The 13,041-nt window shown below is 70.4% G+C and carries 14 protein-coding genes; 8 read left to right on the top strand and 6 right to left on the bottom strand.

The window, feature by feature from the left end; all coding sequences use genetic code 11:
- Nucleotides 1-480: 480 nt before the first annotated feature.
- The 5 genes from ACZ6KF_RS30845 to ACZ6KF_RS30865 form a co-directional block, all read right to left on the bottom strand.
- Nucleotides 481-1,644: an ROK family protein gene (locus ACZ6KF_RS30845; protein WP_469241406.1), complete on the bottom strand. Its 1,164-nt coding sequence runs from the start codon at nucleotides 1,642-1,644 to the stop codon at nucleotides 481-483.
- 300 nt (nucleotides 1,645-1,944) lie between these two features.
- The gene (locus tag ACZ6KF_RS30850; protein WP_356635259.1) at nucleotides 1,945-2,967 is read right to left on the bottom strand and encodes a LacI family DNA-binding transcriptional regulator; all 1,023 of its coding nucleotides are present in this window, start codon (nucleotides 2,965-2,967) and stop codon (nucleotides 1,945-1,947) included.
- Between the two features lie 40 nt (nucleotides 2,968-3,007).
- A complete protein-coding gene (locus ACZ6KF_RS30855) occupies nucleotides 3,008-4,099 on the bottom strand; it encodes a Gfo/Idh/MocA family protein (RefSeq protein ID WP_400040665.1) in 1,092 nt (363 codons plus the stop codon).
- Between the two features lie 71 nt (nucleotides 4,100-4,170).
- Nucleotides 4,171-4,911: a ThuA domain-containing protein gene (locus tag ACZ6KF_RS30860; protein ID WP_469241368.1), complete on the bottom strand. Its 741-nt coding sequence runs from the start codon at nucleotides 4,909-4,911 to the stop codon at nucleotides 4,171-4,173.
- Nucleotides 4,912-5,224: 313 nt separating this feature from the next.
- Nucleotides 5,225-5,884 (bottom strand): ThuA domain-containing protein, encoded by a 660-nt coding sequence (locus tag ACZ6KF_RS30865; RefSeq protein WP_469241370.1) that lies wholly within the window; start codon nucleotides 5,882-5,884, stop codon nucleotides 5,225-5,227.
- Nucleotides 5,885-6,482: 598 nt separating this feature from the next.
- Between ACZ6KF_RS30865 and ACZ6KF_RS30870 the strand changes: the two genes are divergently transcribed.
- Entirely contained in the window at nucleotides 6,483-6,962 is a 480-nt protein-coding gene (locus ACZ6KF_RS30870) for an ATP-binding protein (RefSeq protein ID WP_356635174.1), read from the top strand.
- Nucleotides 6,963-7,100: 138 nt separating this feature from the next.
- The gene (locus tag ACZ6KF_RS30875; RefSeq protein ID WP_469241372.1) at nucleotides 7,101-7,268 is read left to right on the top strand and encodes a hypothetical protein; all 168 of its coding nucleotides are present in this window, start codon (nucleotides 7,101-7,103) and stop codon (nucleotides 7,266-7,268) included.
- Between the two features lie 80 nt (nucleotides 7,269-7,348).
- Here ACZ6KF_RS30875 and ACZ6KF_RS30880 read toward each other — a convergent pair whose 3' ends face one another.
- The gene (locus ACZ6KF_RS30880) at nucleotides 7,349-8,233 is read right to left on the bottom strand and encodes a helix-turn-helix transcriptional regulator (protein WP_469241374.1); all 885 of its coding nucleotides are present in this window, start codon (nucleotides 8,231-8,233) and stop codon (nucleotides 7,349-7,351) included.
- A 212-nt stretch (nucleotides 8,234-8,445) separates the two neighbouring features.
- Between ACZ6KF_RS30880 and ACZ6KF_RS30885 the strand changes: the two genes are divergently transcribed.
- The 6 genes from ACZ6KF_RS30885 (at nucleotide 8,446) to ACZ6KF_RS30910 (ending at nucleotide 12,867) form a co-directional block, all read left to right on the top strand.
- On the top strand, nucleotides 8,446-9,462 hold the full coding sequence (locus ACZ6KF_RS30885) for a zinc-dependent alcohol dehydrogenase family protein (RefSeq protein ID WP_356635180.1): 1,017 nt from the start codon (nucleotides 8,446-8,448) through the stop codon (nucleotides 9,460-9,462).
- A 28-nt stretch (nucleotides 9,463-9,490) separates the two neighbouring features.
- The gene (locus tag ACZ6KF_RS30890; protein WP_356635182.1) at nucleotides 9,491-9,901 is read left to right on the top strand and encodes a (R)-mandelonitrile lyase; all 411 of its coding nucleotides are present in this window, start codon (nucleotides 9,491-9,493) and stop codon (nucleotides 9,899-9,901) included.
- Nucleotides 9,902-9,954: 53 nt separating this feature from the next.
- Nucleotides 9,955-10,620 carry an SDR family NAD(P)-dependent oxidoreductase gene (locus tag ACZ6KF_RS30895; RefSeq protein ID WP_356635184.1) on the top strand — a complete coding sequence of 222 codons (666 nt, stop codon included), beginning with the start codon at nucleotides 9,955-9,957 and terminating at the stop codon, nucleotides 10,618-10,620.
- Between the two features lie 203 nt (nucleotides 10,621-10,823).
- A complete protein-coding gene (locus ACZ6KF_RS30900; RefSeq protein ID WP_356635186.1) occupies nucleotides 10,824-11,171 on the top strand; it encodes a cyclophilin-like fold protein in 348 nt (115 codons plus the stop codon).
- Between the two features lie 99 nt (nucleotides 11,172-11,270).
- On the top strand, nucleotides 11,271-12,038 hold the full coding sequence (locus ACZ6KF_RS30905; RefSeq protein WP_469241377.1) for a glucose 1-dehydrogenase: 768 nt from the start codon (nucleotides 11,271-11,273) through the stop codon (nucleotides 12,036-12,038).
- 61 nt (nucleotides 12,039-12,099) lie between these two features.
- A complete protein-coding gene (locus tag ACZ6KF_RS30910; RefSeq protein ID WP_356635190.1) occupies nucleotides 12,100-12,867 on the top strand; it encodes an SDR family NAD(P)-dependent oxidoreductase in 768 nt (255 codons plus the stop codon).
- The last annotated feature ends 174 nt before the right edge of the window (nucleotides 12,868-13,041 follow it).

Below are 13,041 nucleotides of genomic sequence, written 5' to 3' on the forward strand. Positions count from 1 at the left end.
GCCCACTCCTCATCTGCTCCACCCCCCACCCCCTCGGCGACCGCATCGCGGCCACCGAGGTCAAGTCCCTCCTCCTCGAACTCGCCGGCCTCGGATGAGACAGCGGTGCGCCGGCTGTCGCCGAGCGCACCCTGGTCGAGCGAGGCGAGCGTGCCGACGGCAGCGGCGTGGAAGCGCCGGAAGGCGGGTCGGGGAAGGTGCGGTTCGATTTCCTGAGCGGGTCACGCATGGCCAGGGCCAGTGAGCCACGCCGGGCGCCTCACCCGGGAGGGTGACAGCCGTAAGGTTCCGGATCGCGATGTGCCCGGGAGCGCCTGTACGGCTCGGGATGAAGCGCCTCGGCGTGGTCTACCGATGTCGGGGGACTGCCATCGGTAAAGGCTCAGGCGGAACTGCCCGTGCCGATCACCATGATCCCCCGTGCTTATGCCTAACGTCAAGCAAAAGTTCGCCGTCCATCAACCTATAGGAGCTGAGGGCCTACCCGCCGGCTACCGAGCGGTCGATCGCGGCGGGACTGAGCACGTGCTCGATCACCATGAGGGACGCTCCGACCACGCCGGCGCGGTCTCCCATCTGGCGGACACGAATGTTCAGGTGTTGGGTGACCAGGGGGAGGGAGCGGCTGTAGATGACTTCCCGCACGCCTGCGAGGAGGTGCTCACCGGCATCGGAGAGCTCACCGCCTATGACGATCGCGCCGGGGTTGAAGAAGTTCACCAGAGATGCCAGTACGTCTCCGATGTCCCGGCCGGCCTGACGGATCATCTGCATCGCGGCGGCGTTTCCGGTCCGGACCAGTCCCAGCACGTCGCGGCTGTCGGCAACGTCCTCGCCGAGGTCCCGAAGCCGTTCGGCGATCGCCCATCCACTGGCGACGGCTTCCAGGCAGCCGACATTGCCGCATCGGCAGACCCGCTCCGGCGCAGTGGTGACCTGGATGTGGCCGATGTCCCCGGCCGCTCCCTGCGCGCCGCGGTGGAGGCGGTGCTCGGTGATGATGCCGCAGCCGATCTCGGTGCCGACTTTGACGAAGAGCAGGTGCTCGACCTGGGGACTGAGCGCGCCGTGCTCGCTGAGAGCCATCACGTTGACGGAGTTGTCGACCAGGACGGGCGCTCCCCATCTGTGCTGGAACCAGCCCGGCACGTCGAAGCCGTCCCAGCCGGACATGACCGGCGGATTGACCGGCCGGCCGGTCGTGTGCTCTACGGGGCCCGGGAGGCCGATGCCGACCCCGCACACGTCGGCGAGGCTGTGCCCGGTTTCTGCCAGCAGGTTCTCGAATTCCTGGACGAGCCACTTCAGGACGTACTCGGGTCCCTCGGTAATGGCCATGTCCTGGCTGCGCTCGGCCAGCACCTGCGTCGCCAGGTCGGTCACGGCGACCCGGGTCTGTGTGGTGCCGACGTCGGCGGAGAGCACGACCCTCGCGCCGGCGTTGAAGGCGAAGGAGACGGCGGGTCTGCCGCCCGAGGAGATCGCGTCGCCCTTCGGCACGATCCAACGGTGATCGAGGAGGGCGTCGACGCGCTGGGCCACCGTGGACCTGGAGAGACCGGTGAGTTGCACCAATTCGGCGCGGGTCTGCGCCTGGCCGTTACGCAGTAGCGCCAGAAGGGCGCCCGCGCCTACCGGTTCCATGGTCAACTCCGTGTCTCCTCGTGTCGCGATACCTCTCTCCAGGGATAAGCATACAGACCGAGGCACTTATGCTTAAGGCTTCGCGTAAACCCTTCTTGTGATCCAAATTGCGGCCAATATCAGACGGGATTCGGTGAAAGTCCGCGCTGTAGCCATCGCAACTCGGACCGGCTCGCACCATGCTCACCCGACCCGGAACCTCCCGTGAGACGGAGACCCACCACGCCGCGACAGCGCCCACGGGCTGCGTCGAGCGGAAGGGCGATGGGAGCGCTCCCTTGGGGCGGAAAGTTGGCGCCGTCAGGCCTCCTTGTGAGGAGCCGTACTGTCCCGGACCACGAGGGTGGTAGCCAGCTCGACCCGGCGGCTCTCCAGTTCCTCACCCTCGATCAGTCTGAGCAGGGTGCGCAGGGCGCTGCGGCCCATCTCCTTGAGCGGCTGGCGCACGGTCGTCAGAGCGGGATTGACCCAGCGGGCTTCGGGCAGGTCGTCGAAGCCGATCACGCTGACGTCGTCGGGCACGCGCAGACCGGCCTCGGCCAGCGCCTCGTACCCGCCGATGGCCAAGTGGTCGGAGCAGATGAAGAGGGCGGTCGGGGGCTTGGGCAGTGTGAGCAGAGCCCTGACCTGCTCGGCGCCGCTGGCCCGCTCGTAGGTGCCGTGCCGCAGCAGTTCCGGCGACACCTCGACGCCCGCGGCGGCCATCGCCGAGCGGTAGCCCGCAAGCCGGGCTCGGGCATAGAGGTGGTCGGGCGGACCCGTCACCAGTCCGATGCGGCGGTGACCCAGCTCCAGGAGGTGAGCGGTCCCCTCGTAGGCGCCGGCCCAGTTCGTCGTGCCCACGGACATCACATCGGGCGACGGGTCGCTGAGCGGGTCGATGACGACGCACGGTACCTGTGCCCGCCGCAACCTCGTCAGCTGGTCCTCCGTCGGTTCGATCAGGCCCAGAACCACCCCGGCACTGCCGCGTTCGAGGATGCGGTCCACCCAGTCCCGCCCCCGGTGCCTGCCGACGGGCGGGGAGGTGCGCGCCACCGAGATCACCACGTGGACGCCGGCCTCGTACGCCGCCGCCTCCATGCCGCTGGCGACGCTGGCGGGCCAGGAGCCGTCGAGCCCGCTCACCACCAGGTCGACGGTCCGGACGGTCGGCCCCTCGGCGGAGATGCCGCGACGGACGTACCGGTGCTCACGCAGGGCCGAGTCCACCTTGGCGCGCGTGTCCTGCGAGACGTCGGTCCGGTCGTTGAGGACCTTGGAGACGGTGGAGACCGACACTCCCGCCGTCTTGGCGATCTGGGCCAGAGTGGGGCGCGGCAGCCGGTTCGCGGCTCTCAGACCGCTGTCCGCCGACGTGATGTCATCCAGCACGGTTCAGTCCTTTCGGTGTGACGGCCAGAGCTTCGCCCACCGACGGCCAGGCACGCAGACGTGCCGCTTCCGGTCCGGTGGCGGTAGCGAGCGCCTCGGCCATTGCCTCGTCGAGGAGCGGCTCGATGTGCACGCGGCGGTCCGTTCGCGCGGAGGCCACGGCGGCCGTCACCATGGCGAGGCTGAGCACGTTGCGGTGCACTTCCCCGGTGGGCGTGACGCCGGTGCGCAGTGCGTGGACGAACTCGGCCAGCGCGCCCGCCACTCCTTCCGGAACGCCGTCGTCGCTCCCGGTCCCGCTCTGCGGCGGCAGTCGGCCCTCGGACTCGTGGAGCTCGGTCTCGGGCGGGCCCTCGCCGTCCCAGACGGCCGACCCCAGCTCGGCGCTGAGCCGCCAGGCCCCGTTCCAGGAGGTCTCCAAGCCACCGCTGCACCAACTGCCGTTGTACACGTACCTGATGCCGCCGGCCATCTCGAAGACGGCCGTGGCGGCGGCGTCGCCCGCGTACCAACTCCAAGAGGGGTTGTACTCCTCGCAGCGCACCGACACGGGATCGGCGTTCAGGAGCCAGCGGGCGGTGTCGAACGGGTGGATCGCCATGTCGAGCAGGAGCGGATGGGCCATGGTCTCGCGGAATCCGCCGAAATGCGGGGCCCGGAAGAAGTCGGTGGTGAGGATGCCCGGCCGGCCGAGCAGGTGCGCGCGGTCCCGGAGGGCGTCCAGGTGCCGGTTGTACCGCCGGGACTGGCTGACCATGAACAGTTCGCCCGCCGCCTCGGACGCGGCGGCCAGCCGCAGTGCCTCGGGCACCGTGGCGGCTACGGGTTTCTCGCCCAGGACGGGCAGTCCGAGGGCCAGTGCCGCCAGTGTCACGGGCAGGTGGGCCTCGGGGACGGTCACGTCCACGACGGCGTCGGGACGCGTGGCCGCCGCCAGCGAGGCCAGGTCGTGACCGGTGGGCGTTCCCGGCACGCCCAACCGGTGCACGAGGGCCTCGGCGTGGGCGGGGACGCGGTCGACGACGCCCGCGAGTTCCGTGTCCGGCGAGGCCAGGACGGCCCGGATCCAGACACGGGCCATGCGGCCGGCCCCCACGACCAGGACGCGCAAGGGACCGCGGTCGGACGGGATCGTTCTGAAGGTCTGGGATCTCACGCCTGGTCGCCGCCCCGTTCGAACCAGCCGGATTCGCTGTGGACCAGCCTGGGGACCGTCCGGTCGGCCTCGGGCGCCGTCCAGCGCACGGCGTTGGCGATGACGCGGCGGACGTGGGGATGGTGGTAGACGGGATAGTCCTGGTCCCCGGGACTGAAGTAGAAGATCTTTCCGTGGCCGCGCCGGAAGGCACAGCCGCTGCGGAACACCTCGCCGCCGCTGAAGGAGCTGAGGAAGACCAGTTCGTCGGGGACGGGGATGTCGAAGTACTCCCCGTACATCTCCTGCTCGTCGATGACGAACGGGTGGGGTACGCCGGCCGCCACGGGATGGGTGGGTGCCACCGTCCAGACCACTTCGCGATCGCGTCCGCTGCGCCAGCGCAGCGTGCAGGTCGTGCCCATGAGCCGGGTGAAGACCTTCGACAAGTGCCCGGAGTGCAGCACGACCAGGCCCATTCCGGCCAGCACCCGGCGGTGCACCCGCTTGACCACCTCGTCCGACACCTCGCGGTGTGCCAGGTTCCCCCACCAGGTCAGCACGTCCGTCGCGGCCAGCACGTCCTCGGTCAGCCCGTGCTCCGGTTCGTCCAGCGTCGCGGTCCGCACCTCGGCCGTCCCGCCCAGATGCTCGGCGACGGCCCCCGCCACCGCCCCGTGTATGCCCTCGGGGTAGCGCGCCGCGACCTCGGGGTTCTGCTGCTCGTGCCGTCCCTCGTTCCAGACGGTGACCCGCAAGGGTCTCGGTGTGGCTGTTGACATGGCTTCTCTTCCACGGTGCGATGCGGGCGACGAGCGACGGCAGATCCCGCCGGGGGAGGGATGCCGTCGTCGGCTGGGTGCGCTGGACGAGTACCGGCACTCGAAATGCAAAAGTTTCGAAACAACCGATACTGAAGCTAGGAAATCATAGTGGACGACATCAGGGCGCCCCTGGAAGCGGCGTGGACGACCCGCCCGGCGTCCGCCGGGACGGACCTCGGGCGCACGGTCCCCGGCGTTGCGGCCTCCGTCACGACTTCCGCCGCTTCGTCCGCCGTTTCAGCGTGCGTCACCGACTGGCCCACAGCAGCCCGCGCTCGGTGAGCGCGCGCACCTGCGGGGTGTCGAAGTCGTCGGGCGCGTGGCCGAAGACGGAGGCGAAAACCCGGCCGCGCCCCCACGTCCGCGTCCATACCGCCGGTACGGACGCGACGCCCGGCCGGTTCTCGTCGCCGTCGAAGGTGACGGTCGCCAGGACGTCGATCAGGGGATCGCTGAGCGGCCAGTACCGTTCGGAGGGGGCCTCGAAGTCGGACAACCCGCTGATCACAGGGTGGTCGCTGTGCTCCGCGGCCAGCCGCACCCGGCGACGGCCGGACTCCGACGGGTCGAGCTGGAACCTCCCTCCGACGAGCAACTGGTAGTCGAAGTCCTCCCGGAATGCGTCCACCAGCCCAGCGCCCCAGCCCGCGAGTCCCATGCCGCTCCTGACGGCGGCCCGAAGTCCGGCGCTCTCCTTGGGCGTGATCTCGCCCCCGGGCCAGCACTGGACCACCAGATCCGTCTCGGCCAGAAACTTCTCGTCCTCGTAGACCTCCAGGCAGTCCTCGATGACCACGTCGAACCCGTGCCGGTCGAGGAAGGGCAGGAAGAGGTCAGTGGTCTGGACGGGGCTGTAGCCCTCCAGACCGCCGCGCACGATCAACGCCCGTCGTCTGGCATAGCTCATGGTGCTCCATCGGTCCTCTCGACAGGGCCGGGAAAGGCGGACTGCACGTCGCTCCGAAATTTTGCGCGAAAACAAGTAACGCTGGATGGACTGGACTGTAGGAACCGGCCCGGTCGCCGTCAAGAGATGGCGCAACGCCCATCTGACGGCCCGTGTTCGGGCCGTCCGCGCGGTCGGCGTACGGGAACGTGCCCACCTGCACTCGCAGATCGGGACGGTGGAAGGCGCCGGGCTGCACGGCCGTCCGCGGCCGACGGACGGCCACGCGCAGTGTCGATCGACCGGCTGTGCCGCGCCGCGGATCTGCCGACGGGGAGCTGCGCCTCTCTTTCGCGGCACGACGCGGGCCGTCCCCATCGTAGGCGGCGACCAGGCCGGCCCGAGGCTGAGCGCTGTGCGGTGCCGGTCCGACCCTTCCCATCAGTACGAAAAAAGTTTCGAAACGTTGCTCTTGCGCTTCCTGCCCTTGTCCAGGAACCGTATAGACATCTCCGACGCGAGATGCAGCCGACGGGAACGGCAGCCGATGTCTCGCGAGTTCTGCAGCCGTTCTGTCTCTGCAGCACCTAGGATTCCGTGCCTTCGTGAGGGGCTTCCCGTGTACGAGCGAACACATACTCTGCTGGACCTCCGCGAAGAGGCCCCCCGCAAGCAGGCGACCCCCCGTGAGGTACGGGAGTCGTCCTTCCGGCTGCCCGCGGAGGCTGCCAGCGTCCCGTTGGCTCGCCGTTTCACCACGACGGTTCTGACGCTGTGGAAGGTCGGCGGCGAGCTGCTGGAGGATGCCGAGCTGGTGGTGAGTGAACTCGCCGGCAATGCGGCCACCCACGGCCGGTGCGACCTGACCGTGCGCCTGCGCCTGGACGCGAATGGGCTCCTGCACATCACGGTCATCGATCGTGGCGACGAACCCGAGAGCGCTGCCTCCCCACTGGCCGATGACGAGCACGGCAGAGGCATGCACATCATTCAGGCGCTGGCGGCGCGCATGTATGTGACTCGGCAGAGCCGTAGCAGGCACACGTTGGTCGTCCTTACCCCGGGTGATGGTGGCGCGGACAAGACCGCGCATGCGTGAGGGCTCGGGTTGGAGTCCACGACGCCACCCCGAGCCCGGGCCACCGCGTCCCTGGCCAAAGCCCGTACCCCAGCCCCGACGTGCTGCCCGACGCGGGCGCGGGCTCGCGCCCGCGTCGGGCAGCGAGACCTGACGCACGTGCGCGCCGAGCGCGACGACCTGCGTACCCGGCTGCAGCTCATGGCGCGGATCGTCCAGGTCCTGGAGATGGAGAACCACCGGCTCAAGGAGGAGGCCCGCAGCCGGCTGGAGGCCCAGCTGGCCAGCCACAGGGCCGTCGCCGACTTCGGCCGGCGCCGACGCTGAAACGGATTCACTGGGACGCCCGGCGCGCGGCGCGTGCGCACGGTCCACACCGGCGGCGCTCTCGGAGAACCCGGTGGTGGTCAGTCGACACCCTGCTCCGCTGGCGAGGCGGTGTTCTGGGTGGAGGCCCAGGAGGCGAGCAGCCGCAGGCCCTCCTCGGAGGCCGAACCGGGCTCGGCAGTGTAGATGGTGAGGGTGAGCCCAGGTGCAGCGGCCATCTCCAGGCCCTCGTAGGCGAGGGTCAGGTCGCCGACGGTGTGGTGGTGGAAGCGCTTGGTGCCGGTGCCGTGGTGGCGGACGTTGTGGGCGCCCCAGCGGGTGCGGAAGTCGTCGCTGCGGGTGGACAGCTCGCCGACGAGGTCGTGCAGGTCCTTGTCATGGGGGTTGCGGCCGGCTTCGGTCCGCAGAATGGCCACCGCGACGTCGGCGGCCTGTTCCCAGTCGGGGTAGAAGCGCCGGGAGGCGGGATCGAGGAACTGGAAACGGGCCAGGTTCGCGTGGTTGCCGGCCGCCGCGTAGACGTCGTCGTAGAAGGCGCGGGCAAGCTCGTTGGCGGCCAGGAGGTCCATGCGGCCGTTGCGGACGAAAGCGGGGCCACCGGTGACGGCGTTCAGGACCCATTGCAGGCTGCGGTGCGCCTTCCATTGCGCGGTGCGGCGTCTCGGGCGGGTGAGGGCATTGGAGCCGTCGGCGGTGTGGGCGAGGTTGAGCAGGTGGGCGCGTTCGGCGTCGTCGAGCTGGAGGGCGCGGGCGAGGGCTTCGAGGACGGCCGGGGAGACGCCGGCGAGGTTGCCGCGCTCCAGTTTCGCGTAGTACTCCACGCTCACGTCGGCCAAGGCGGCGACCTCGCTGCGGCGCAGGCCAGGCACCCGGCGCCGGCTCCCGGAGGGCAGACCGGCCTGCTCGGGAGTGATCCTGGCCCGCCGCGAGGTCAGGAACTCGCGGACCTCTGCTTGGTTGTCCACGCCTTCGACGGTACGTCCCGCCCGCGTCCATAGGGATGTACTGGCGGTACACCCCTTGATGGTGTCTCGCTGACCGCGCGAAGAGCGGGTTACCTGGATGACGTGGTGCTTTTCGCCCGGTCATGACGACGGGACGGTGCACCCGGCCCTGCACTCGGAGACGACTTCGGCCTCCGGGAGCGCACGCCTCGGCACGCGAAGGAAGATCATCTATGCGCGGCGCAGTCATCCACGCCCCCCGCGACGTCCGCTTCGAGTCCCTCGAGGACCCGAAGCTGCTTCACCCCACTGACGCGATCATCCGCACGGCCGTCACCTGCGTGTGCGGCTCCGACCTGTGGCCCTACCGCGGCGCCGAGCCGATCGGCGACCCGCACCCGATGGGCCACGAGTACGTCGGCTTCGTCGAGGAGGTCGGCTCCGAGGTCACCGCGGTGAAGCCGGGCCAGTTCGTCGTCGGCTCCTTCGCCACCTCCGACAACACCTGCCCGAACTGTCGGAACGGCTTCCAGTCCCACTGCCTGCACCGCGAGTTCATGTCCACCTGCCAGGCCGACTACGTCCGCATCCCCAACGCCCAGGGCACCCTCGTCGCCACCGACGAGATCCCCGGCGAGGAGCTGTGGCCCGGCCTGCTGGCCGTCTCCGACGTCATGGGCACCGGCTGGTGGGCCGCCGACGCCGCCGAGGTGAAGCCGGGCTCGACCGCCGTGGTCGTCGGTGACGGCGCGGTCGGCCTGTGCGGGGTGATCGCGGCGAGGGAGATGGGCGCGGAGCGGATCATCGCCATGTCCCGGCACGAGTCCCGGCAGCAGCTCGCCCGCGCGTTCGGCGCCACCGACATCGTCACGGAGCGCGGCGACGAGGGCGTGCAGAGGATCAAGGAGCTGACCGGCGGGATCGGCGCGGACTCCGTTCTGGAGTGCGTCGGCACCGGCGAGGCCATGAGCCAGGCCCTGCACTCCGCCCGGCCCGGCGGCCACGTCGGCTTCGTCGGTGTCCCCCACGAGGTCGCGATCGACGGGCAGGAGCTGTTCTTCTCCCACGTCGGCGTGCGCGGCGGCCCCGCCCCCGTGCGCCGTTACCTGCCCGACCTGATCGACCGCGTCCTCACCCATCGGATCGACCCGGGCAAGGTTTTCGACCTCAGCCTTCCCCTGGACCAGGTCGCCGAGGGCTACAAGGCCATGGACGAGCGCCGCGCCATCAAAGCCCTCCTCAAGCCCTGATCCCGTCGCTTGGGAACAAGGAGCACCCGTGCAGATCACCCGCAGCTCGCTCGACACCGTCAAGGGCCCGGCCGACTGGTTCACCGGCGACGTGTACATCGACCCGGTCGCCGCCGCCCCCGCCCCTTCCCGGGTCACCGCCTCTCTGGTGCACTTCACGCCCGGCGCCCGCACCCACTGGCACCGCCACCCGCTGGGCCAGACCGTCTTCGTCATCGAAGGGGTCGGCCTGTGCCAGCGCCGCGGCGGCTCGGTAGAAGTCATCCGGCCTGGTGACCGCGTCTTGTTCGAGGCCGACGAGGAGCACTGGCACGGCGCCGCCCCGAACCGGCTGATGGTCCACCTGGCCATCAACGAGGGCGACGACGACCACGCCGTCGTGCACTGGCTGAACCCGGTCACCGACGACGAGTACACCGCCGCCCCGGCCACCGACTGACACTGCGGTCCGCCCGGCCCTGCGTCCGCACCGCCTCACCTGAAAGGCTCACCGTGACCACGTTCGCTCTCGTCGGCGCCGGCCCTGGACTGGGGCTGGCCGCCGCCCGCCGGTTCGGCGCCGCCGGCCACCACGTCGCCCTCCTGTCCCGCAACGCCGCTCACCTCGAGGCCCTCACGGGCGAACTCGACGGCGAGGGCATCCGGGCGCGCGGCTTCACCGCCGACGTCCTTGACCCCGCCTCCCTGACCGCAGCCCTGGACACGGCGGCCAAGGAGCTGGGGCCGATCGAAATCCTCCAGTTCAGCCCGGTGCCCCGCGGCGACTTCATGAAGCCGGTCCTGGAGACGACCGCCGACGACCTGGAGGACCCGCTGGCCTTCTCCGTCAAGGGGCCGGTGACCTGTGTGCACGCCGTCCTTCCGGGGATGCGGGAACTGGGCCGGGGCACGCTGCTGTTCGTCAACGGCGGCAGTGCCATACGCCCGAATCCCAAGGTGGCCGGCACCTCGGTCGCGTTCGCCGCCGAAAGCGCATACGCGGCCATGCTCCACGATGCTCTCGCACCCGAGAACATCCACGCCGCCCAGCTCGTCGTCCCCGGCGCGATCCGCCAGGACGCCGAGCACTCCAGCCCCGACGCGCTCGCCGAACGCCTGTACGCCATCCACGCCGAGCGTGGCGCCTTCCGGCACTACGCCGAGCCCATGCCCACATGATCATCCCCGGGACGCCGCTCATGAATCGCGCAGCCCGTCGTGGCCTGGGCCGTGCCGCTTCGGCGGCCGCCCTGCTGCTGGCCGTGAGTGCCTGCTCCAGCGGAACACAGGAGACCACCCCGGCCGCCACCCCCTCCGCCTCCACGGGGCAGCGGGAGTCGGCGGCCCCCACCTCGCCGTCCGCATCCGGGAGGAGTACGTCCATGAACATCCATGTCACCCTCGACGGCCGCCCCGTCGACGCCGTCCTGAACGACAGCCCCGCCGCCCGCGACTTCGCCGCGCTGCTGCCGCTCACCCTGGACCTGAAGGATTTCCACGGCACCGAGCGGATCGCCGACCTGCCGCGCAAGCTCGACACCGCCGGCGCCCCCGAACCGGTCGCGGCCACCGTAGGCGACATCGCCTACTACGCGCCCTGGGGCAACCTGGCCCTCTTCTACCAGGACGGGCCCGCTCCCTCCCCGGATTTGCTCGTCCTCGGCCACCTCGACGTCAGCGCCGGTCAGCTCGGTCGGGCAGCCGGCATCACCATCGAAGCCGCCTCCTGACCCCGCCTGCTCGCCGGCGCCGGCGCACCGGTGCCTCCGCGGCACTGACCTGCCTGTGGGCCCTACGCCTGCGGCTCGCCTCCCGAAGGGAGCACACACATGAGCGTCTCCTACGACTTCCAGGACAAGACCGCCTTCGTCACCGGCGCCGCCGGCGGCATCGGCCGGGCCACTGCCCTCGCCTTCGCCTGCGCGGGCGCGCGGGTCGCCCTCGCCGACCTGTCCGACGACGGCCTGCGCGAAACCGCCCGCCTCATCGACGCCGACGGCGGCGAAGCCCTCACCCTCACCTGCGACGTCACCAGCGAGAACGACGTCCAAGCCGCAGTCGACCGGACCGTCGAGCGCTTCGGGAGCCTGGACGCGGCCTTCAACAACGCCGGCGTCGAGCAGCCCGTCCGGTCGGCCGCCGACACCGCCAAGAAGGACTGGGACCGCATTCTCGGCGTCAGCCTCACCGGAGCGTTCCTGTGTACCAGGGCCCAGATCCGGCAGATGCTGCGGCAGGACGGCGGAGGGGCGATCGTCAACGTCTCCTCCGGAGCCGGTGTCAAGGGATTCAAGGGGCAGGCCGCCTACGCCGCCGCCAAGCACGGGATCATCGGTTTCACCCGATCCGCCGCCCTCGACCACGCCGCACAGGGCATCCGTATCAATGCCGTCTGCCCCGGGATCATCGACACCGAGATGATCCACCGCTTCGGCGACACCCGCCCCGGGGGCCGCGCAGGACTCATCGCCGACGAGCCCGTCGGTCGCCTCGGCCGGCCCGAGGAGATCGCCTCCGCCGTGCTCTGGCTGTGTTCCGCCGACGCCGCCTTCACCACCGGCACCGCCCTCGTCGTCGACGGAGGTCAGACCACCTGAACCTTCCGGCATCCCCGCCCCCAGGACCACCCCGTCGAAATGCGTGCGAGGAACCGTCTCCATGAACCCCACCTATGACTTCACCGGACAGGTCGCCTTCGTCACCGGCGCCTCCTCCGGCATGGGCCTGGCCACCGCCCGCGCCTTCGCCGAAGCCGGCGCCGCCGTCGGCCTCGCCGACATCGACGAGACAGCCGTCAGCGCCGCCGTGAAGGAACTCACCAACGCCGGCCACCGGGCCCTCGCCCTGGTCTGCGACGTCAGCGGCGAGGACCAGGTCGCCGCAGCCGTCGACCACACGGTGGAGACCTTCGGACGCCTCGACATGGCCTACAACAACGCCGGAATCATGGTCCCGCCCACCGATGCCGCCGACGAGAGCGCCGAACAGTTCGACCGCGTCCAGCACATCAACCTGCGCGGCATCTGGGCGAGCATGAAGCACGAACTGCGCCACATGCGCGACCAGGGCAGCGGCGCCATCGTCAACTGCTCCTCCCTCGGCGGCCTCGTCGGCAACCCCGGCCGCGCCGCCTACCACGCCGCCAAGCACGGCGTGATCGGCCTCACCAAGAGCGCCGCCCTCGAATACGGACCCCGCGGCGTCCGCATCAACGCCGTCTGCCCCGGCACCATCGCCACCCCCATGGTCGACGCCATGATCGAAGGCGGTGAACTCGACCCCGCCCAGGCCGAAATCGGCCAGGCCATCGACCGTCTCGGCACCGCCGACGAAATCGCCCAGGCCGTCCTGTGGCTCTCCAGCCCCGGCGCCAGCTACGTCACCGGCGTCGCCCTGCCCGTCGACGGCGGCTACACCGCCCAGTAACCCCCTGCACTGCCGTCAAGCCGTCAGGTCCTCCTCGTCCGATTCCGGCGTGTCCGGGTCATGCAGCACCCAACTCGCCACGCCGGACGCAGAAAGCGGTCTGTGCACATCGCGCCTCGGTCGCGCCCCCGCGGGCCGTCGCGCACTTCCTCCACCGACTGAAGAAGAGGTTCA

It is taken from the genome of Streptomyces sp. NPDC046379 (assembly GCF_055587785.1).

Coding starts and splice junctions, on each gene's coding strand:
- ACZ6KF_RS30845 (WP_469241406.1), bottom strand. CDS start 1,644: ATGGAACCGGTAGGCGCGGGCGCCCTTCTGGCGCTACTGCGTAACGGC.
- ACZ6KF_RS30855 (WP_400040665.1), bottom strand. CDS start 4,099: ATGGCCCGTGTCTGGATCCGGGCCGTCCTGGCCTCGCCGGACACGGAA.
- ACZ6KF_RS30865 (WP_469241370.1), bottom strand. CDS start 5,884: ATGAGCTATGCCAGACGACGGGCGTTGATCGTGCGCGGCGGTCTGGAG.
- ACZ6KF_RS30885 (WP_356635180.1), top strand. CDS start 8,446: ATGCGCGGCGCAGTCATCCACGCCCCCCGCGACGTCCGCTTCGAGTCC.
- ACZ6KF_RS30900 (WP_356635186.1), top strand. CDS start 10,824: ATGAACATCCATGTCACCCTCGACGGCCGCCCCGTCGACGCCGTCCTG.
- ACZ6KF_RS30905 (WP_469241377.1), top strand. CDS start 11,271: ATGAGCGTCTCCTACGACTTCCAGGACAAGACCGCCTTCGTCACCGGC.
- ACZ6KF_RS30910 (WP_356635190.1), top strand. CDS start 12,100: ATGAACCCCACCTATGACTTCACCGGACAGGTCGCCTTCGTCACCGGC.